We start from the raw sequence: 21,733 nt of genomic DNA on the forward strand, positions 1-21,733 counted from the left end.
GCCACTCTACCTGTACGCTCAGTTGCAACGCACCTTACACCATTCCTGCCTGTTTGATCTGAAAACTAATTCATATCATGTCCGGATAATTAGCGATCAAAAAAAACTTTCTCCTCTTTCTTTTTCTTTCTTCCTTCCTGACTTCTGACTCCTCCGTCGTTTATTTATAACTGTTCAACCGGACATGATATCATATTATACTCCCTGTTAAATTCCACCAACAAAAGAATGAGGATTAAAAATATTTTGTGGGTCAAATTGTTGTTTAATTCGGCGCATTATCTCAAGACCATTCTGATTATAACCCCAAACATCTAGTTTTTCTTTTATCTCTAATGGTGCTGCTAAAACTGTGAGAAATCCACCTTTAGATTCACACCAATGCCGTAATTCTAGAAGAGTTTCGGGAGTAACAGAATTAAACTTTAATTCTCCCAAACCACTCCCTGCATGAATTAATCCGAAACCAGTTTCTATGGCCGATCGCTCTAAAGTTTCTACAGCTTCGGTAGGAATAACTCCTATTTTACAAATTATTTCATTTGGCTGAGAATGCCATATTTGTTGTTTTAATTTTTGCCATAATTCTGCTTCATAATCATTGTAACGGGTGGAATTTAAACCTAAGCTGTCTCCCACTTTTAATAATTGATTAGATTGCTCTTCAACACTCTCTATTATGCTTTGAAATCTAACCATTAATCCCACACCTTTACCTAAGTCTAATTGTTCTACTAATTTAGTTGAAAGTAAGTCAATAGCAACGGGTGTTAATGCTGAAGATAATAAAGTTTGAGTTGCTTTGGCAATGTTATTTTTTTCTCCTACTAAAACAACGGTACCGGATGCTTGTTGTTGAGGATAAACTCTCAGAGTAACTTGACTAATGATACCTAATGTGCCATAAGAACCTGTAAATAATTTCATTAGGTCGTAACCTGCCACATTTTTAACTACCCGTCCTCCCGCTTTAGCAATTTTTCCATCCGATCGCACAAAACTTATACCCAGTAGCATATCTCGTACACCCCGGTAGCGTTGACGTAGGGAACCTGTATCAGCAGTGGCAATGATACCGCCAATAGTAGCAGTTTCTGAATAAGCAGGGTCGATAGCGAGAAATTGACCTGCTTTTGCTAAGGTTTCCTGTAATTCTGCATATTTCATCCCTGCTTCCACAGTAACAGTTAAGTCACCCACAGCGTGTTCGATGAGATGGTTGAGGCGATCGCTACTGACAACTATTATTCCTTGTTTGTGAGTAGTTCGGTCTACTTTCATTAACCCTCCCCAATGAACTTTGCTACCGTTACCACAAGGTAATATTGCCCAATTATTTTTAGCACAGCAAGTAACTATGGTAGAAAGTTGTGCTTGAGTTTCTGGATAGACGATGCAGTTGATGGTAGTGTCGGGAGCGATCGCCTGTGATATTTGTTGTTTTTTTGTTTGGTCTATATCTTGCCACAAACTAATATTGTCTTTGCGGACAATAGTTTCTAATTCTTGTATGTTAAATGTATTTTCTTGGGAAATCACTATGATTAATTATGAATGGTATTAAGGAACAAGGAACAGGGAACAGAGAACAGGGAATAGGGAATGAATAAAAATTCTAGACTAACCTAAAACTGTACCTCACGCTTCCTGAAATTTGCTGTATATGCTGAACTACTTATTTTTATCATACTTTTAGATTTATATTTATTGCGAACTTCAATTTATTCTTTTTTAAAAAAAGCAAAGAACGAGTTGGTGTTTGACATAGACTGATGATCAACCTTAAACAAAGAAGTGCTTTTCCTACTGTTCCCTGTTCCCTGCTATATAAACTATAAATGTGCAACCCCCCTTTCCCGACTATAGTCTGATATAGTATCAAATTGTTTAACCCCATAGTCTGATAAATCCTGATGGGAATAAGGACAAATCTAGGTTCAATTATTTGAATAAAGGAAAACAAAAATATGCTGACAGAATTACAAACAAAAAAATGGACAGGTCTGTTTCAAGTCTATGATGCCGATCAAAATGGTGTAGTAGAAAAAGACGATTTTGAGGAAATATTCCAGAATCTTGCTAGAGCGGGTAATTTAACTCAGGGAACACCACAAATTATTAGAGATTATCAGAGAAGATGATCTGGTAGGAGTTAGATAGTTAAAGAAAATGTAAGTAAAAAAAACTTTATTTTTACCTATAAAAAATACTTATTTAACTTACTAACTACCCCCTAAAACCGATCGCTTAATACTAAACCTGACGATAAGCAATTACAGCATAAAAAGGGTCGCCTCCTCCTAAACCGAACATCTGTAAAAAACTAGGTACATTTGACTTCTGATAAATTACCTCTACTTGACTAAAACCTGGAATTTCATTAGCACTTTTTACACTGTCAAAATAACGCTTAACTAACTCTACTCTTGAGGTTTCTGAACCATCTCGCCAAGCACTAATAGCCTTTTGATAAAACATCCGATTAGAAAAGCTAATAATTGCTATCCCGCCAGGTTTCAAAATTCGATAAATTTCATAAAATATAGCATCAGGATATTGCAAATATTGAATAGAAACACAGTTAACAACAGCATCAAAATCTTGATCGGGAAAAGGTAGTTTTAAATCCTTATTTAAATCTTGAACAAAGTAATGATTTAATTGACGATTTTTAGCCAACTCCTCCTCATTCATACCATGTCCTTCAACATGAGCAAATTCCATATCCTGTGGTAAGTGAGAAACCCAACTACTCATCATATCCAAAATCCGAGTATGAGGTTTCAGGCGATCGCGATATAAATTTGTCAACTGGTCAATAAACCCTTCATCCACATGAGTAACAAACCTAGGGTAAGAATAAAACAGGCGATCGTCAGAGTCATCTAATTTCGTGCGTTGATTAGCTTGTAGTAACATAAATAGTCAAGGTGGGTTTACACTACATAATTATTTTATCTGAATATTACGAATTGTAAAGTAAGCTATAGAATAAAATATATATAGCAATAGTTAGAGCGGTTAGAACAGAGACTGATAATAATCTTTAGACAGAGAAATGTTTTTCAATCTGTTCCCTGTTCCCTGTTGCCTGCTATGCAACTTCAGCAAATCAAATATTCAACCAAAATATGACAACAACAACCGCAGAAAAAATTACAACTAAACTCCCTCCCCTTATTCCCCGTGAAATTTTGTTTGGCAACCCCGAACGTACCAGTCCCAAACTTTCCCCCGATGGCAAATATCTGGCATATATTGCTCCAAATGAAAAAAATGTCTTGCAAATATGGGTACGAACAATAGGTCAAGAAGACGACCGCCAACTTACTGCCGACAAAAAACGGGGCATTCGGATGTATTTCTGGACTTACAACGAAGACCAACTAATATATCTTCAAGATGCTGATGGGGATGAAAATTATCATCTCTATCAAGTTAATATTCAATCAAATATGGTGCGCGACCTCACCCCATTCCAGGGAGTCAAAGCAGAAGTAATAGATTTAGACCATAATTTCCCTGACCAAATATTAGTGGGTCTGAACCTGAAAAATCCCCAAACTTTCGATGTTTACCGCATCAACCTCAATAATGGTGCAGTAGAATTTGACACCCATAACCCAGGTAATATTGTTGGTTGGACTGCTGATGCAAAATTCCAAATCCTGGCTGCAGCAACCATCACAGAGGATGGAGGTTCGGATTTACTGTATCGCGAAACCACAGAAAAATCTTGGGAAACTATCCGTCACTGGGGGCCAGATGAAGATGGAGGCCCGAGTTTCTTCTCCAATGATGGCAAAACTCTCTATATATCAGCTAACCATGATGCTAATGCTATACGTTTACTTGCTCTCGATCTTGCCACTCGCGAAGAAAAAGTAATTGCTGAAGACTCCCAATATGACATTAGTGGCAGTTTAACTCATCCTATTACTCGTGCTATTGAAGCAGTGGGTTTCTACAAAGATAAATTAGAATGGCAGATTCTAGATGATAGCATTGCTGCAGATTTTGAATTTCTCAAGCAAGCGCACAAAGGCGAGTTTCGCATCGTTAGTCGTACCCTCGAAGACAATAACTGGTTGGTAGCTTATTTTACTGATGACGGACCTGTTTATTATCATACTTACGACCGCACTGCTAAAACTATAACTTTTCTCTTTAGCAACCAACCCCAACTCGAAGGTTTACAGTTGGCACCAATGGAACCCATTTCCTACGCTGCTAGGGATGGTCTAACTATTCATGGTTATCTGACTAAACCTGTAGGTGTTCCAACTCCAGCACCAGCAGTGCTTTTAGTTCATGGGGGACCATGGGCACGAGATACCTGGGGTTATAGATCGCAAACTCAGTGGTTAGCTAACCGAGGTTATGTTGTATTGCAAATTAATTTCCGAGGTTCGACTGGTTACGGTAAAGATTTTCTCAATGCTGGTAACCGGGAATGGGGAGCGAAAATGCACGACGATCTAATTGATGGAGTTAACTGGTTAGTTGAAAAGGGTATTGCCGACAAGGATAAAATTGCTATCATGGGTGGTTCTTATGGTGGTTATGCAACATTGGTAGGGTTGACTTTCACCCCGGAAGTGTTTGCTGCTGGCGTGGATATTGTCGGACCGAGTAACTTGATCACTTTAATGCAAACTATCCCTCCTTATTGGGAACCTTTGAAGAAAGTCTTTTTCCATCGTGTGGGAAATTTGGAAACTGAAGCAGAGTTTTTGCAGTCGCGATCGCCTCTGTTTTTTGTAGATAAAATTGAGAAACCTTTATTAATAGGTCAAGGAGCAAATGACCCACGGGTGAAAGAGTCAGAAAGTACGCAAATTGTTAAGGCCATGGAAGACGCGGGTAAACCGATCGAATATGTACTATATAAGGATGAAGGACATGGTTTTGCCCGTCCAGAAAATCGTTTACATTTTTATGCGATCGCCGAGGAATTTTTAGCAAAATATCTGGGTGGAATATTTGAACCAGTAGGGAATATAGAAGGTCACTCTGGTTTAGTTCATTAGAGTAGAGGAGCGGGGGAGATGGTGATTGGGGGAGTAGGGGAGTGTTGGGAGATGGGGAGATGGTGATTGGGGGAGTGAGGGCGAACTAAAAGTTTAAAACTCACACAACGCAATATTTTTCCTTCTGTTCTAGATAACTAAAGCTTTTTTCCTTAAAAAAATACTAGGCACGTAAGCAAGATGCTCCCACTGCCATCTCTGGTAACAAACATTGCCGGACAATGCACAACCATCCAAAAGTTTCAAACTAACACAACAGCAGATTTTTCCTTCTTCTTCTTTCTTCCTTCTGCCTTTTGCCTTCTTTAAATTATTAAGAGACTTCCAAGAAATAAATTATCCCAAGGCTATCCAGAATTAGTATCTATCAGGACTTACGCAAAGACACTATATAGAACCCCTAAGTGTATCTTCATAAATATTAAATTTTTTTAGCTAGGAGACAGGAGACAGGAGACAGGAGACAGGAGACAGGAGACAGGAGACAGGAGACAGGAGACAGGAGACAGGAGACAGGAGGGAAGAGGGAAGAGGGGAGATGTGGGGGGAAATAATATAAAAAATTCAACACTCCTTTTCAGATTTTTCTGAGCTCATTGATGCGCCAAAAGACTTGGCTACCATAATTATATAGCGATCAAATGGGTTCTATATAGGGCATGGCAAATAGAGCGATCGCTAAAAAATTAAGCGATCGCCCAGCCTTACTGATGATAAACCAATACGATTCAGTTCAGGATTTTTTTTGCAGTTCTGTAGTCTGAAAAGCCTATCTAATCGTTCCATATCATAGGAGTTTTCGTCTTAACTGAACCGTGCATAGCTAGAAAATTAAAATTTAATTTATATTTTACCATTACTATGGAGGACTACCGTTTTTCAATTAGTTATAATATTATCAATGTGATATTAAAAAACAATTTGTATCCACTATATGGACATTCCATGACTGCTTCAACTATTGATATTTATATTGTTGTTTCTATTACCAAATACTTACTTGGGACAATTGAAAAATAGAATATAAATTTTTTCTAAAGTTCTAAAAATTTGTATCCCTTGTAAAAGATTATGAGTTTAGTACAGTTTAATAAATGCTTTCATACTTGACTACTCCCCGGACTTAAGTAATAATAACACAGGACAACTAAAGTTGTCTAGTCTAAGCGACTCGCTTGTTTTCATCCCCCGGTTAAAACACGGGGGCCTTCAACGTCGCTTTTCGGTAATAATTATCAAGGAGAATGGGTTATTGGAGATATTCCAGGATATGGTGCACCAGAAACTAAAATTTGTGTTCGAGGAACAGCTAAAAAGTCTTCTGATGACTTTTTCGTTTCTAAAGGAGATTATTGTTATAAAAAATCAGAGGATAACAAGTCTTATCTATCTAATGTTATCGAAAAAGATGGAATTTATGGTTGTGGATACTCTGAACCTCAGTATTTTTCTAGGGTAACTTCTGTAGATGATGATGATATTGCAGTTGTTTCTCCTAAAAATTCTGTAGAACAATCTTGTCTTAAAAATGGTGGTTATGTTTTGTTTGCAGATGAATCTATAGTGCACTGTCAATTTTCTCCAGATCCTACAAAATATGATTTATCAAGTTCATTTGAAGAGGCTTGTGCAAAAGTTAAAGGTGAAGCACACGCTTTTTATGGTGAAGCTGTTTGTTTATTTGATTAAAAAGTGAAAAATTTTTACTAAAGTAATAAAATCAGTTACCCTAACTTTACAATAGTTAGGGTAATTTAATTTATAGTCATTTTAAATAAGAGATAGTGTCTTTGCGTAAGTCCTGATAGATACTAATTCTGGTTAGCCTTGGGATAATTTATTTCTTGGAAGTCCCTAATTATTCATTATTAATTATTCATTATTAATTGTTAAACCCTACTATTCTTCTTCATAAAAACTATAAAAAAGATATTCATTTTTAAAATCATGTCTATCTAAGACATGATGAATTAACCCACGGTTAATTAATAATTGACCAATCGAAATTGCTTCTTGTAAATTCAAATTTTGAGTCCTCATTAACCATTTTACTGCCTCAGAACCAACAAAACATTTTGGGTAAATACCCCACCGATGTCGGCGGTCTTTTATTGCTACTCCATGAGAACCACGCATTTCCTGAATCAAGGTATCTATATCTATATTATTAAGAATTTCACTGTCGATATTATTGATGGTTGATACAGTTAAATTATCCTCTTCATCTAGCTCTAAATCAGAAATTTTTCTTTCCAGTTTATGTACAAAACTATCAGGATAATAAAGTTCTGCAGATTGGGTAGTATTTTTCTGAATCCAAGTCTGAATCATTTGCTCTATTTCTGGAGATTTTAAATGCAAATCTCGCTGAGGAAAAGGAATTTCAATTCCATATTTTCTTAGACTTACTTCAATACGGTAATTTAGTTCACTTTTGAGCTTACTTTTTTTCTGAGGTTCTCTAATCCAAACAAGCAAATCAAAGTTTAGAGAACTATCACCAAATTCTTGAAACCATAGTTGCGGTGATGGATGTAATAATACTTCTGGATGACTTTTAGCTACTTCTAAAATAGCTTTTCTAACTAACCTAATTTCAGAACCATAGGCAACTCCTATGGGAACTTTTACCCGAGAAATCGGATTATTATGACTCCAATTTAAAACTTCATTTTCTAGAAAACGAGAGTTAGGAACAATTAAAGAAATCTTGTCTAAAGTAGTAATGTAAGTGCTGCGTAAACCAATCCGTTTAACAATACCTTCTAAATTTCCAACTTGAATAAAATCACCCACTTGAATAGGCCGCTCAAAAATTAGAATAATGCCACTCATAAAATTGTTAGCAATATTCTGTAGACCAAAACCGATACCTACACCAAGGACACTAGCAATAATTGCTAAAGAACTAACATCTACCCCCCAAAGTTGCAGAATAATTAGTATACCTAAGAAAATTAAGCCATATTGAACTAAGAAACTAATTGTATCTTGAATGCTCTGCTCTGCTCCTGTTAAGCCAATAATTTTACTTCTGAAGATGCTAATAAAATATCCTACTCCTTTCCACATTGCAATGGTTAATCCGACTAAAAACATTATGTCTAAAATGGAAAAACCTTTGTTACCTAGATTAAAAATAGTAGAAGTAAAGCTCTCTTTTAAAATATTTAATACTTTGTCGCGATAGTTGCTAAGAAATGGTATTAAATCGGTTATATAGAGGACAACTACTATCCAGACTATGACTCTAACAGCAATTCCAGTTAATGGCAAAAGTGTAGGGAAATAATTGACAAGTTTAGGATATCTTTCCTCAAATAAATTGCTAATTTTGAATTCAAAAAAACCATAAGATAACTGTAGAGTAAAAGCAGTTAAAATTAGAATAATACTGATGATTAATACTTGGAAAATATAACGTGGCTGACGTTCTGTTTGAGCTAATTCCAAAGCTTCTTCAATTCTATATTTCCAGATTACTGCTTGCTCTTCTATCTTCATTCTTCCTTTGACATCTGTCGCAGTTACTGTGAGTAGATATTTACTATTAACACCCAGAATTGTTTCTTCATTTTTCTGGTCTATATCTACCTCTATAGATTCACCTGAGCTTAAGATATTTTCTAATGTTGAACTGATGATTTCAGCTCGTTTAGTAGCTGTCAAATTTTTATCATCATTACCTGATACTTTAAATAATATTTTACCATTAAGTACTACTGGAGCTGTTTTGAAATTATTATTAGTAGCAGTAGATTGCCCCCAAGCTGGTACTATGAAAAATAATAAAGGTAGCAAAAAAGCAATTATTAATATTTGAATAATTTGTCTTTGAGCTATTTTTCTCCTTAGTGGAAAAATCAAACTATTCTTTGTTGCTAGAGAGCAATTTGTTCGTTCACATCTTGCTACTTTTCTCAACTTTAGCCATAAATATTCATACCACATAGCAACCTTTTAAAACCTCAATGAACATTTAATTATCGACTGATTTGCTGTGGAAAAATTGACGCACTAAATTTGTTAACTTATTGGTACTTTCTATTACTGCTAAATTTTGTTCTAGCAGATTTACAGCGCTTTTGCCGCTAACGCCCCTACTGTGGTCTACTGAAATGAAAACCGCTGTAAGTTTTTTTATTAGGACTTACTAATTTTTTAATTTTAATATGAAATACTAAAAATTATGTTATTTAATACTCTCCTTATCTCCCTTACTAATTATTGATATCAAAACAACTTTTGCAAGAGATTATAGTTGTAACTTACTATCATATAAGCTTTTGGCTAAGTTCTCTGAATGGTATAATTATTGTTTGAAAAACGCAGAAGGCATAAGGGAAAATTGCTTATGGATAGTCTTCGACACACCACTCCCTGTCTTATAACCCCAAACAATTTTAAGCATCACCGTTGACGGTGGAGTATTAAACCCGCCACAGAAAAGATAATATCATGAACTTTAAAGTAATGAGGAAAAATGAAATTATTACTCAAGCAAACTAGAGCTACTATTCGTAAATCCCTAGGAGTTATTCGTAAGGGTTTATCGTTTGGAGAAATTTTAGATAATAAAGCTTTGATTGGAACTCACCACAAAACAGGTACTGTTTGGATGTTAACTATATTCAGTGCTATTGGTTCTGATTATGACTTAAAATTTTGCCGGGAGAAAAATAAGGCAGCTCTTAGGGGTTCATCTAAGAACTTTGGGCATTGGTGAAAATAGGTATGACATTTGTCCGGATCAGAGCGCAATAGAACTCTATTCCGCTTACGCGACCAAAAAACTTTCTCCTTCTACTCGGGGTTTGTTCTTCTTTCTTCCCTCCTGACTCGTGAATTCTGACCTCCTGGGAGGAGTTAGGGGTGGGTTGACTCCTAAGTAATGCGCGATTAATATCATACACGCTATTCAGCAACGCCGAACTTTGATATTTTTCTTGACGATCATTCAAAGTTTGATTTTGACATACTTTCTAATTACAAAGGATTACATATTATCAGAGACCCAAGAGATGTAATTGTTTCTACTTGTTTCTATCATACAAAATCATCAGAAAAATTGTTACATATTAACAGAAAATATTTTTGTGGATTGACTTATATCATGTCCGGTTGAACAGTTATAAATAAATAACGACGGAGGAGTCAGGAGTCAGGAGTCAGGAGTCAGGAGGGAAGAAAGAAGAAGGAAGAAGAAGAACTGGAGTTGAAGGAGAAAGTTTTTTATCACTAATTAGCCGGACATGATATTACCAGGAAAAACTAAATTATTATTCATCCTGTGATGATCAATTGATATTTGAAATGGAGAATGCAACTAGGAATGTAATTGAAGATATCAAGTGTTAGAATTATGATAATCCTGACTTTATAGAGAGAAAATATGAGGATTTAATTCCAGATACTAACCTAACTTTATTCAGAGATTTTTTTCAGTTTCTATGGTTCAAGGAAAGAATTATTCCTAGTCTATTCAGAATAGCCTAAAGAAAAAGTTTTTTTCTGGACGGGTTTCAAACAATAAGCATATCAGAACGGGAAAAAAACAGCAGTGGAAAGAATATTTTAAGCCCATTCACGAAGCAAAAATTTTCGATCTATTTGATGATGTTTTACTCAAACTAAATTATGAGTAATCATTCAATAATTTATCGACTAAATTTGCTAATCTCTTAGCACTATCATTTACTGCTAATTTTTCCGAACCCTGATTCATTTTTTCCAGTTTTTCTGGTGAATTTAATAACTCCAAAACTACTGTTTCAAGTTTTTCAGAAGTTAATTCTGATTGAGGAAAAACTATTGCCGCTTCCTGATTTGCAAATACATTAGCATTATAAACTTGATGATTATCAGCAGCATAAGGATAAGGAATTAAAATAGAAGGTGTATGAGTAACTGCTAACTCTGTTAAAGTACCCGCCCCTGCTCTACCAATCACTAAATTTGCCCGCTGAAATAAACCAGCCATATTATGATAAAATGTCATGGGAAAATATTGGGGATGTTCTACACTAAAAGCATCTCTGTCATTTTCCCCAGTTTGGTGAATAATCCAAGCACCAGCATCAACCCATGCAGGAACACATTCTCTCACTAATTGGTTAACCGAAACTGCTCCTTGAGAACCCCCAACAACTGCAATCACAGGGACATTATCTGGAATAGGTATATCTAACACTTGAGGAGACAAAAATTGCTCTCTGACAGGAGTACCTACATAAACCGTCTTACCATTAGGGAGATATTTTGCTCCTTCCTCAAAACCCACTGCCACTACATTACATAAACGACTAAACCAGCGCGTCACCTTCCCAGGCAAAACATTAGACTCATGGAGAATAACTGGTAAACCCAAGGAACGAGCAGCAATAATGGCCGGAGCAGCAATATAACCGCCAGTGGTAAACAATCCTTGAAAGTTTCCCTGCTTAAGTATATGTCTTACCTTTAGAATAGAGCCAATAAGTCCACTCAAAATTTTTAAAGTCCCCAGGCCCAATTTCTGCTGAAAACCTTCAACTGATATAGTATGGAGAGGATACTGGGATGGGACTAACTTAGTTTCTAAACGATTAGGTACTCCTAACCATTCGATCTGATAATCCTTTAATTCCTTAGCAGTGGCGATCGCTGGAAATAAATGTCCGCCAGTACCACTGGCCGCGATTAACAATTTAATTGGTGTATTGGTCAAGGTTTCTTTACTCCCTGGTATAACAATGAAATAAGTCAAAAATTTCAAATCAAAAGGCCAAAGTTTAAGAGAAATTGATAATTTGTGTATTTTAATTTATCTATAGCAGGGATCAGGGAACAGTGGTAAAAGCTTTTCTCTGTCTCAGGTTTATCATCAACATAAGTTCTAATCAACTTGTTTCTTACTATAATTTTCAGTTTTGCAGAAGGTCTAATATTTCATAATTAGTCTTTAACGCAGTAACATTAGGCAAAAATCAAACCTATCAAAATAATTGGGTCTAAAACCCCGCCTTTTAAGGCGAAATATTTTTGGAGCGAAGCTCAAATCCCCGTTATAGCAATGAGCGCTCAAGTATTTACAATGTCCAGCTCAAAGTGCAGTAAGCGAAAAGGTGTACAAAAAATAATGTGTAAATATGCCAGCGCACATTGCTATACAAAAATAACTTCTGACTTCTGACTTTGTTAAGGCCATATAATTCGATTCTGACAACCAACAAATCTTTAACTAACAACTTTTATAAGTTAAAAATGATTATTTCTCAAATCATATTTCGTACCCAAAGCAAATTTTTGATTAAATTTCATAAATTATCAACAACATTATTTAGTTCTTTATTACTAGGTTTAACTGTTTCTTCTGGAATAGTTTTATCTCCTAATTTTACTTTAGCTCAAGATAGAGATAAAACCCCTGATGAACTGACCGAAATTTTGAAAAAAATAGACCGAGCTGCCAGTCGTCAAGACTTAGAAGATGTAATGGATTTCTATAGTAATGATTTTACTAACTCTGATGGTTTAAATCGGGAAAGTTTGTCAGAAGCTTTATCTAAATTCTGGCAACTTTATCAATCAGTTAAATATCGTACTGAAGTAAAATCCTGGGAAATAGATGGCGATGCAATTGTGGCTGAAACTGTTACTTATATTACTGGTGTTCAGCAAATGAACAATAGAAATATAAGATTAAAGTCTACTATTACTTCTCAACAACGTTATGAAGATAAAAAAATTGTTGAACAAGAAATTTTAGCCGAGCGTAATCAACTGACATCCGGCAAAAATCCACCTACTATTAATGTTAATTTACCACTAGAAGTAGAAGTAGGTAAAAAGTATAACTTTGATGTGATTGTTGCAGAACCTTTGGGCGAACAAATTATGTTAGGAGCTGCTTGGGAAGAACCAATTAATGAAAATTCTTACGATCTTGAACCTGCTAATTTTCAATTAGAACTATTGCCTTCTGGGGGAATTTTTAAAATTGGTGAGGTCATAGAAAATTCTCAGGATCAATGGTTATCAGCAGTTTTGATGCGAAAAGGAGGTATTACTATTAGTACCTATCGTTTAAGAGTTTTGGATAAGTGATGATTTATCTAAGGAGTCAGGAGTCAGGATTCAGGAGTCAGGAGGGAAGAAAGAAGAAGAAAGAATAAAAAGGAGGAAAAGGAGAAAGTTTTTTGATCACTAATTATCCGGACATGATATAATATTGCTTTATAGCAGCCGAAGGAAAGGTTAGGACAGTTCAAAAGTTTAAAACTCAGATAACGTAAGACTTTTCCTTCTTTATTCTTCTTTCTTCCTTCTGCTATACTGCTTACCGTATAAAACCTTCTTCAACAAACAGCAAAATAGATATCTCCAAAAATCAAAAATAAAATCAATTATCGTACATAAATTATCAATTATTTCCCCCTATTCCCTATTCCCTCTTCCCTCTTTTATGGAGATGTCTAATAGTGTAAATAATTAAATCAAACTGGTAAATCTATAGAATAGTAAATATGATTTCTGTTGAGGATAAAATAGTCTTAATTACAGGTGCTAGTAGTGGTATTGGAGAGTCTTGTGCAAATGTATTTGCTCAAGCAGGTGCAAATCTAATTTTGGCTGCTCGTCGCCAAGAAAAACTAGAAAAACTTGCTGATGAATTAACTAAAAAATTTCAGTGTAAAACTTATTTATTAAAGCTAGATGTACGCGATCGCCTAGCAGTAGAATCAGCAATAAATTCTTTGCCTGACCCTTGGAAAAATATTGAGATTTTGATTAATAATGCTGGTTTAAGTCGCGGTTTAGATAAACTCCATGTTGGGGACTTCAATGATTGGGAAGAAATGATTGATACTAATGTTAAAGGATTACTATATATGACTCGCTATGTGGTGCCAGGAATGGTTAATCGCGGGGAGGGTCATGTAGTTAATATTGGTTCTATTGCTGGTCGTGGTGCTTATCCCGGAGGTAATGTTTATTGTGCATCTAAAGCTGCTGTTAGAGCAATTTCTGAGGGGTTAAAACAGGATTTATTAGGAACTCCTGTGCGAGTAACTGAAATTCAACCAGGTTTAGTAGAGACAGAATTTAGTAATGTCCGATTCCATGGGGACACAGAAAAGGCTAAGAATGTTTACAAAGACTTGACACCATTAACCGGAGATGATATAGGAGATTTAGTATTTTTCTGCGTTACGCGATCGCCCCACGTCAATATCAGCGAACTATTAGTAGTACCCACAGATCAGGCTAATGCAACAATGGTTCATCGACATCAATAGGACGATCGAGAAATATAGAAAATTTTTCAGAATTTTCCAGAATGGTTCAATTACCTTGAGAAATAAATGGTAGATGCACCCTGATGGATAACCTCCGCCGTAATTGGTGGAGGTTTTTTTTGACAATAAAACAATAGAAAATCAAATTGATAATTTCCGGATTAAGTATGGGAGTATGGGAAACAGAAATGGTAGATGCACCCTGATGGATAACCTCCGCCGTAATTGGTGGAGGTTTTTTTTGACAATAAAACAATAGAAAATCAAATTGATAATTTCCGGATTAAGTATGGGAGTATGGGAAACAGAAATGGTAGATGCACCCTGATGGATAACCTCCGCCGTAATTGGTGGAGGTTTTTTTTGACAATAAAACAATAGAAAATCAAATTGAGAATTTCCGGATTAAGTATGGGAGTATGGGAAACAGAAATGGTAGATGCACCCTGATAGATAACCTCCACCGTAATTGGTGGAGGTTTTTTTTTGCACTAAAACAATAGAAAATCAAATTGAGAATTTCCGGATTAAGTATGGGAGTATGGGAAACAGAAATGGTAGATGCACCCTGATAGATAACCTCCACCGTAATTGGTGGAGGTTTTTTTTTGCACTAAAACAATAGAAAATCAAATTGAGAATTTCCGGATTAAGTATGGGAGTATGGGAAACAGAAATGGTAGATGCACCCTGATAGATAACCTCCGCCGTAATTGGTGGAGGTTTTTTTTGCACTAAAACAATAGAAAATCAAATTGAGAATTTCCGGATTAAGTATGGGAGTATGGGAAACAGAAATGGTAGATGCACCCTGATAGATAACCTCCGCCGTAATTGGTGGAGGTTTTTTTTGCACTAAAACAATAGAAAATCAAATTGAGAATTTCCGGATTAAGTATGGGAGTATGGGAAACAGAAATGGTAGATGCACCCTGATAGATAACCTCCGCCGTAATTGGTGGAGGTTTTTTTATTTAACAACTTTTCTTGATTTTGTCTAATGTATGTAAAAATATAATTTTATAGATGCACCCTGATTAATAATTCCTGGCCAAAACTGGCTGTTTTTTTTTGTATGGGATTAGAACAACTAAGACAACAAAGTTTTGATAATTGTTAATATTTGACTAAACAGATTTGAGGTGTAGATAAAATGTTTATAAACAAATTATAAACAAGATGTTTCACTAATATACATTAGCCAAACTTTTACAAAATCTTGACATTACTTACCGATTATTATACAGCTACCCTAAAATACAAATATTAATATTAATATTTCAAACAATTATGTCTGATTCCTCACCCAAAAATAACTGGTATCAAGACTTTAACCTGGAACAGAAATCCAATTGGTATGACCAAATAGCAGATGCTTACGATAGAACTAGACCTCGTTATCCCCAAATATTAGTCAACCGTGTCGTAGAAATAGCTCAACTTTCTTCTCATGCTAAGATTTTAGAGATAGGATGTGCTACAGGAACAGCAACAACTAGCTTTGCCGATCTTGGTTTTTCTATGGTCTGCGTAGAACCAAATTCAGAATCTTATAAAATAGCGCTGAGAAATTGCGATCGCTATCAAAGAGTTAAAATCATCAATACTACTTTTGAAGAGTGGGAATTAGAAAAGAATCAGTTTGATGTAGTGCTTGCTGCTACTTCTTTTCACTGGGTATCGTCTGAATTTCGTTATGCTAAAACTGCTGAAGCTTTAAAAACTAATGGCTTTTTAGTTTTACTTTGGAATACTCCACCCCAACCAAGTCAAGATATTTATCAGGAATTATTAGATTCAGTTTATCAGACCTACGCATCTGATTTAAAAGGGTATGAAGCGATCGCAATTCATCAAACAAATATTAGTAGTATAGGAAATGCGGTTATTGACTCTGGTAAGTTTCAAAACTTAGTTTCCGAAGAGTTAATATGTGAAGTAACTTATGATATTGATGATTATCTAGCACTTTTAAGCACCTTATCACCTTATATAGCAATGGATGCAAAGCAACGTAATACTTTATTTGAAAATTTGAGTACAATTTTAAAAAAATATCATGGCAATATCATTAACCTTTCTTACCTATCTGCGCTTCAGATTGCTCAGAAAGTATAATTTAACTGATCTATAAGTAAATTAGGTTAAGCAAAATTACAGCAGATTACAGGTAGATGAGGTACAAATATAAATGCTAAAGTCTTTGTAGTGCGGGCATCTTGCCCGCGACTGGTGTACTCACTAATATGAAATACGCTGTATAGCAATGTGCGCTGGCATATTTACAAATTACAAGAGGTGTCTAATAGCTAAAAGCCTTATATTATCGGTTTTTCATTCCCCCTTCCGGAGCTGTTGCCTGCGCACAGCGCTGTAACTGTATAGCAGTCGCCATTATAGTTATAGCAATGTGCTCTGGCATATTTACACATTAGACTTGTCGCTTTATAACTTCAAAAACCCCCAAAAACCTTGTTATATAAGGATTGTAGCTATTGGTGGCTAAAAAGGCCTTGAAATTATTGCTCTGTCTAGGTTGGAGCGATTTTTTCCCTCTATTTAGCGACAACTCTATTATTTTTTGTCAACCTTTTCCCTTACTGCACTTTGATCTACTAAGTTGTAAATACCTGAGCGCTCATTGCTATAGGACATCGGGTCATTATGATGATTTATGACGCGAGCAAGATGATCGCACTAATTGTCCTAACCAACCTGGCGGTTGCTATATATTTTATGGTCAGATTGATCGCTAGGCAAAATTATTTTTTGTTCCCTACTCCCCTACTCCTGTAGGAGCAAACGGCCGTTAGCTTCGCATAACTATCGTTAACGCCCCTACTGCCTACTACCTACTTCCCTAATGTTGTCTATCAAGGGTGAAAACTGCGATCGCTATAAAAAGAACATGGGTAGTTTTGAAATTCACCCACGCCCTCATCTCACTCTTCCTCAACCTGTATTCCGCATTCCGGCCGCAATACCATTGAGAGTCAACAAAGCACCTTGTAACAACTCACCCTTACTATAGCGAGAGTGAATCACTCCTGGAGTACCTGTATCATGCTGACGCAGGCGTTTCAACAAAGCTACCTGCAACATACCTAGAGGAACAATATTAGCATTCCGCAACTGCACAGAACGCTGCAAATCTGGCTCTCCATCTAAAGGTCGTTGATGGCCAGAAATTTGTAAAACTAAATCCCGCGTTAGGTGATATTCAGTAGCAATTTGCTCAAACAACGCCTCAAATCTTTCCCGGTCTTCTGGATTAGATAATTCTCGGACATAATAATGAGCCATTTGTAAATCTACCTTCGCTAGAGTCATCTCTACTTTAGAGATTGCAGTAGTGAAAAATGGCCATTTTAGATAAAAATACTGCAAAAGTTTCAGGTGTTCTTCTGGTTGCTTTTGCACAAATTCTTGTAAAGCTGTTCCTACCCCATACCAAGCAGGTAACAGGAAGCGACTCTGAGTCCAGCTAAAAACCCAAGGAATTGCTCGTAAACCAGAAATAGTCTTCTTTTTATCATTTTTCCTCCGAGCTGGACGAGAACTAATTTGTAGTTGACTAATTTCTTGGATCGGGGTAACTTGATAGAAAAATTCTACTAAGTCTGGTTGTTCATAAATCAGATGTCGGTAATGAGTGCGCGATCTTACCGCCAACTCCTCCATAATGTCATTCCAGGTGTCAATTTCATCAAACCCTGTATGTAGTAAACTAGCTTGAATAACTGCAGTAGTAACATTTTCTAAGTTATACATTGCCAACTGAGGCAAAGAATATTTAGAAGCTAGCACCTCACCTTGTTCAGTAATCTTAATCCGCCCACTAATACTCTTACCTGGTTGAGCTAAAATAGCTTTGTAAGCAGGACCGCCACCACGTCCTACCGAACCACCGCGCCCATGAAATATCCGTAATGCGATACCATATTCCTCACCAATTTTATGTAAAGCTTTTTGAGCTTTATGAATTTCCCAGTTACTACTGAGGAACCCAGAATCTTTATTACTATCTGAGTAACCAAGCATCACTTCTTGCAAATAAAGAGTCTTTAACTCAGATTGCATTTGAGAGTCTGCTGGTTCTTGTAATTGATTATATCCACCAGCAAGTGCTGCCCGATACAAAGGCAATTCAAATAAATTGCGCATCACCCTGGGAGCATTTCTCAAGTCTTCCACTGTCTCAAACAGAGGAACCACCTGAATCTCACTTTTTCCAGTTGCCGGGTCATACAGTCCTGCTTCTTGAGCTAGCAACAACACTTCCAATAGATCGCTGACATCACGACTCATACTGATAATGTAAGTTTGGCAAATTTCTGGGCCAAACTCTACCTGTAACTGTCGCAGCATTCGGAAAGTGTTAATGATTTCGCAAGTCCTCTCAGAAAAAGGTAGTTCTGTAGGAATTAGTGGGCGACGAGTAGGCAATTCTGTTGATAGCCACTCAGTTCGTTCTGCCTCTGACATTTCAATATAGGGTTTAGGCAGAATTTGTAAATATTCAGTAACTTCATTAATCACAGCCTCATGGACAGAAGATTCCTGGCGGATATCTAGTCGTGCTAAATTGAAGCCAAAAATTTCTACCTGGCAAATGAGATTTTCCAAGTCACTACAGCTTAAACCAGTTTCGCTCAAGTTACGTTGAATTAGTTGTAACTCTTCTAGAAATTCGCCACCAGAACGATAAACTGCTGCTGTTTCTCGACGTTGGGAGAGAACTTCCATTTCTCTTTGGAGAGAATCACCATTATACAAGCGCCAGTTGCGATCGCGAGTATTTTCCAAACGCTTTCTCACATAAGACAACTTCAACCTATATGGTTCTCGCCGATAACGAATTGCCCATTGGTCATATACTTCGGGCATTTGCAATTGGTCGCGGTCTAACGAGTCCAGCAGTTCTGGTAAAACATCACTCCAATGCAACGACAAACTTAAAAGTTCGATCAGGGAATCAATAATATCAATATACTTATCTAACGCTATCTTCCGTTGATAGCAAGCTGTTTGCCAAGTCACCTCTGGTGTACAAAAAGGATTACCATCCCGGTCAGCTCCCACCCAAGAGCCAAACTTACAGAAATTGAAAGTAGGTGGTTTTAAGTAAGGGAAAGAACTATGCAGAGCTTGCTTAAACCTTTGATATAGTTTGGGAGTAGCTTCAAACAACACTTCTTCAAAGTAATGAAGAGTCGTTTCTACTTCATCAAGTACAGTAGGTTTAAATTGGTGTAGTTCGTCTGTACGCCACCACAAACGAATTTCTTCTGTTAACTGTTCCTTGAGAGATTCTGTTTCCCAGGATGAAACCATTGAATTTTCCTGTTCTCCATCTACAGAGAATTCTGAAAAACTTTCTTCTACTAGATCGAGCTGTTGGAAAATTTTGGCAATGCGTCGCTGTTTTGTTCTAATTGTATGACGTACAATTTCTGTAGGATGTGCTGTAAACACTAGACGGATATCTAATTGATCAATTAATCGTTGAATTAATTGAGATGGCACATTCAGAGTCCGCAATAGGGGAAATAGATAATGAAATGTCCCCTCTCCTTCAGGTTTATTTCTGTTATCGCTCCAGACAGGAATACTTCCCATCCGCAATGAACAAGCTTCACCATCCTTAACTTCATCATCTTTAAAGATTAGTTTTCCCAGACCTTTGTTGTTAGAGTAGGCTAGTTGTTGAATCCTTTGTTCATAATGTTGTTCAACAATATTGATTAGCTGAAAATATAAAGCAAAAGCTCGGGCGGCCCGAATTGCATCTTTGAGTTCTAACTGTTCAATAAGTTGTACAATTTCTGAATCTAGAAAGTTAAAAGCTTGTCCTTCTGGAGAATTAACCGAGCGCATTTTCTGGAGTATACTTACCAATTCTTGGCCACACTCTTGCCTTAGCACTAATTCCCATAAATCTTCAATTATTTTAATTCGATTACCCAGAAACATACCTGAAACTTTAGTCGGGGGATTATTAACCCCTTGTTCTAGCGTTGTCTGTTCTGACTTTAGTAGTGAACTCATATTACCTATTCCTTAGTAGATACTGATATCAAAATCAATATATTGTTTGATACTTTTATACTCGTTCAATGAGATTTAGTAGTACCAAATTATCAAAATAGCTATTGCTAATAGGGGATTTTTCAACTATTGTTGGTTTATTAGGCATTGGTAAATTACAGGATGAAATTTGTAGGGGCAGTCCCCCAATGATTAACCGGGGTAGGTTACAGAGCGGTACCCCAAAATATAAATCATCCCATCAATTACCAACGCCGTTTATTAAAAAAATATATATTCCTCATTAAATACCTCTTTTTCCACCCTTTCTTTTAACAATAAATAACTTTTTGCTTCCCACTATTAAAAGGAAGCGAGAGTCATTAATCTTTCTCTATAAATTTCGTGAGTCATTTTTCATCTACAAGTTAAACCGCCTAGCTCTTATCTGCCAAAATTTTTGTAGGCTATTCAGTAGCTTAAATTTAGTCATAGGCCTAGTGTTAAAATACTTCTAAGTTCTACATCACTAAACCAACTATCTGGTAATTTTGTTTTTGTTAATGTTTTTATAACATTTTGGTGATTTTCCCAATCGTTAATCAGAAAAATGCCAAATACTAAACAAGCATCATGGAATAAATGTGCTTTTTTGACATATTCCACTTGCTTCAAGGAGTAGGGATAATGGCTCCTGCGAGACCGCTTAACTATGCTCTACTATTGCGGTAGTATTGTATAGGTTGTGCTGTCCCCTGTCATTCAGGTGGTTAACCTCAGTTGGCGGATGCCGTCCGCTACTGTTTTATTCACTGAATCTTATTTTATTAGATACTTTGGTTTGCTCTAGTTTTTTGCTGTTTTTTCGCCACCGCAAGTTCGGATATTTTGACCTTCTGAGAACACTTTACCTATATTTAGTAGGGGGTTGCATATTTCAACTAACATTACTGTATCATACACCTGAGAGTAAAGTAGGCCTTTGAGAGCTAGGCTTTCAGCAATGTTTTTTGTTAATTAATCACATAGTAGTAGAGGCTTTGAGCTAACCTATAGAAAAGGATGGGAGTTGTTGCACCCTTAATCTTAAGTTTAAAAAATCTTAGGAATTTGTTGAAAGAAACTATAAATAGTCAAATAACAAATAAAATTAGGAATCTGATGAATTTTGGGGAAAATTAAGCATTGGTAGACGATCGCCCCGAAATATTTCCTCACTATAGAGGCCAATTTCTGGTAATAATTCATTAATGGCTTTATTACCCAATAATCCTAATAAAACAGGACCAGTGGCCAAGCTAAGTAAAATATCTGAGGAAATTTTCCAACTGGGAGCTTTTATTGTAGGATTTTCAGAGGAATTTTCTCGAAAGGATTGCATTGATTTTACCTTAGTAA

14 protein-coding genes are annotated in these 21,733 nt (G+C 36.2%); 7 read left to right on the top strand and 7 right to left on the bottom strand.

Annotated features, from left to right (window positions below):
* Window positions 1-207 precede the first annotated feature (207 nt).
* Window positions 208-1,545 carry an FAD-binding oxidoreductase gene (locus tag F6K06_RS19300; protein ID WP_375340277.1) on the bottom strand — a complete coding sequence of 446 codons (1,338 nt, stop codon included), beginning with the start codon at window positions 1,543-1,545 and terminating at the stop codon, window positions 208-210.
* A gap of 422 nt (window positions 1,546-1,967) precedes the next feature.
* Between F6K06_RS19300 and F6K06_RS19305 the strand changes: the two genes are divergently transcribed.
* Window positions 1,968-2,141 (top strand): EF-hand domain-containing protein, encoded by a 174-nt coding sequence (locus tag F6K06_RS19305; RefSeq protein WP_161564468.1) that lies wholly within the window; start codon window positions 1,968-1,970, stop codon window positions 2,139-2,141.
* Window positions 2,142-2,253: 112 nt separating this feature from the next.
* On the opposite strand, the gene F6K06_RS19310 is transcribed toward F6K06_RS19305, so the two are convergent.
* Entirely contained in the window at window positions 2,254-2,919 is a 666-nt protein-coding gene (locus F6K06_RS19310; protein ID WP_287242808.1) for a class I SAM-dependent methyltransferase, read from the bottom strand.
* Window positions 2,920-3,131: 212 nt separating this feature from the next.
* On the opposite strand from F6K06_RS19310, the gene F6K06_RS19315 reads away from it, so the two are divergent.
* Together F6K06_RS19315 and F6K06_RS19320 are read left to right on the top strand one after the other, a co-directional pair.
* Window positions 3,132-5,030 (top strand): S9 family peptidase, encoded by a 1,899-nt coding sequence (locus F6K06_RS19315; RefSeq protein ID WP_287242809.1) that lies wholly within the window; start codon window positions 3,132-3,134, stop codon window positions 5,028-5,030.
* Window positions 5,031-6,572: 1,542 nt separating this feature from the next.
* Window positions 6,573-6,719, top strand: a complete 147-nt coding sequence (locus tag F6K06_RS19320; protein WP_287242811.1) for a hypothetical protein — start codon at window positions 6,573-6,575, stop codon at window positions 6,717-6,719.
* 210 nt (window positions 6,720-6,929) lie between these two features.
* Here F6K06_RS19320 and F6K06_RS19325 read toward each other — a convergent pair whose 3' ends face one another.
* Window positions 6,930-8,981, bottom strand: coding sequence for a mechanosensitive ion channel domain-containing protein (locus tag F6K06_RS19325; protein ID WP_287242812.1), 2,052 nt, complete (start codon window positions 8,979-8,981; stop codon window positions 6,930-6,932).
* Window positions 8,982-9,513: 532 nt separating this feature from the next.
* Between F6K06_RS19325 and F6K06_RS19330 the strand changes: the two genes are divergently transcribed.
* Entirely contained in the window at window positions 9,514-9,756 is a 243-nt protein-coding gene (locus F6K06_RS19330; RefSeq protein WP_124144574.1) for a hypothetical protein, read from the top strand.
* Here F6K06_RS19330 and F6K06_RS19335 read toward each other — a convergent pair.
* Complete coding sequence (locus tag F6K06_RS19335; RefSeq protein ID WP_124144575.1) at window positions 9,734-9,991, bottom strand: hypothetical protein; 258 nt, start codon at window positions 9,989-9,991, stop codon at window positions 9,734-9,736. The two genes, F6K06_RS19330 and F6K06_RS19335, sit on opposite strands and share 23 nt — an antisense overlap.
* 674 nt (window positions 9,992-10,665) lie before the next feature.
* The gene (gene murG, locus F6K06_RS19340; protein WP_287242813.1) at window positions 10,666-11,736 is read right to left on the bottom strand and encodes an undecaprenyldiphospho-muramoylpentapeptide beta-N-acetylglucosaminyltransferase; all 1,071 of its coding nucleotides are present in this window, start codon (window positions 11,734-11,736) and stop codon (window positions 10,666-10,668) included.
* Window positions 11,737-12,272: 536 nt separating this feature from the next.
* On the opposite strand from murG, the gene F6K06_RS19345 reads away from it, so the two are divergent.
* From F6K06_RS19345 to F6K06_RS19355, 3 genes are all read left to right on the top strand, one after another.
* Complete coding sequence (locus tag F6K06_RS19345; protein ID WP_240038911.1) at window positions 12,273-13,115, top strand: nuclear transport factor 2 family protein; 843 nt, start codon at window positions 12,273-12,275, stop codon at window positions 13,113-13,115.
* Window positions 13,116-13,534: 419 nt separating this feature from the next.
* A complete protein-coding gene (locus tag F6K06_RS19350; RefSeq protein ID WP_124144577.1) occupies window positions 13,535-14,308 on the top strand; it encodes an SDR family oxidoreductase in 774 nt (257 codons plus the stop codon).
* Between the two features lie 1,290 nt (window positions 14,309-15,598).
* Window positions 15,599-16,426, top strand: coding sequence for a class I SAM-dependent methyltransferase (locus F6K06_RS19355; RefSeq protein ID WP_287242816.1), 828 nt, complete (start codon window positions 15,599-15,601; stop codon window positions 16,424-16,426).
* An 834-nt stretch (window positions 16,427-17,260) separates the two neighbouring features.
* Here F6K06_RS19355 and ppc read toward each other — a convergent pair.
* Together ppc and F6K06_RS19365 are read right to left on the bottom strand one after the other, a co-directional pair.
* Complete coding sequence (gene ppc / locus F6K06_RS19360; protein ID WP_287242818.1) at window positions 17,261-20,356, bottom strand: phosphoenolpyruvate carboxylase; 3,096 nt, start codon at window positions 20,354-20,356, stop codon at window positions 17,261-17,263.
* 1,129 nt (window positions 20,357-21,485) lie between these two features.
* Window positions 21,486-21,716 (bottom strand): hypothetical protein, encoded by a 231-nt coding sequence (locus F6K06_RS19365; RefSeq protein WP_124144258.1) that lies wholly within the window; start codon window positions 21,714-21,716, stop codon window positions 21,486-21,488.
* Window positions 21,717-21,733 lie beyond the last annotated feature (17 nt).

Source organism: Okeania sp. SIO1H4 (genome assembly GCF_010672695.1).
GTDB lineage: Bacteria > Cyanobacteriota > Cyanobacteriia > Cyanobacteriales > Microcoleaceae > Okeania > Okeania hirsuta.

Excerpts from the sequence above, each read along its gene's own strand:
- F6K06_RS19355 (WP_287242816.1), top strand. The coding sequence starts at position 15,599 with ATGTCTGATTCCTCACCCAAAAATAACTGGTATCAAGACTTTAACCTG.
- F6K06_RS19310 (WP_287242808.1), bottom strand. The coding sequence starts at position 2,919 with ATGTTACTACAAGCTAATCAACGCACGAAATTAGATGACTCTGACGAT.
- F6K06_RS19345 (WP_240038911.1), top strand. The coding sequence starts at position 12,273 with ATGATTATTTCTCAAATCATATTTCGTACCCAAAGCAAATTTTTGATT.
- F6K06_RS19330 (WP_124144574.1), top strand. The coding sequence starts at position 9,514 with ATGAAATTATTACTCAAGCAAACTAGAGCTACTATTCGTAAATCCCTA.
- F6K06_RS19365 (WP_124144258.1), bottom strand. The coding sequence starts at position 21,716 with ATGCAATCCTTTCGAGAAAATTCCTCTGAAAATCCTACAATAAAAGCT.
- ppc (WP_287242818.1), bottom strand. The coding sequence starts at position 20,356 with ATGAGTTCACTACTAAAGTCAGAACAGACAACGCTAGAACAAGGGGTT.
- F6K06_RS19350 (WP_124144577.1), top strand. The coding sequence starts at position 13,535 with ATGATTTCTGTTGAGGATAAAATAGTCTTAATTACAGGTGCTAGTAGT.
- F6K06_RS19325 (WP_287242812.1), bottom strand. The coding sequence starts at position 8,981 with ATGTGGTATGAATATTTATGGCTAAAGTTGAGAAAAGTAGCAAGATGT.
- F6K06_RS19305 (WP_161564468.1), top strand. The coding sequence starts at position 1,968 with ATGCTGACAGAATTACAAACAAAAAAATGGACAGGTCTGTTTCAAGTC.
- F6K06_RS19315 (WP_287242809.1), top strand. The coding sequence starts at position 3,132 with ATGACAACAACAACCGCAGAAAAAATTACAACTAAACTCCCTCCCCTT.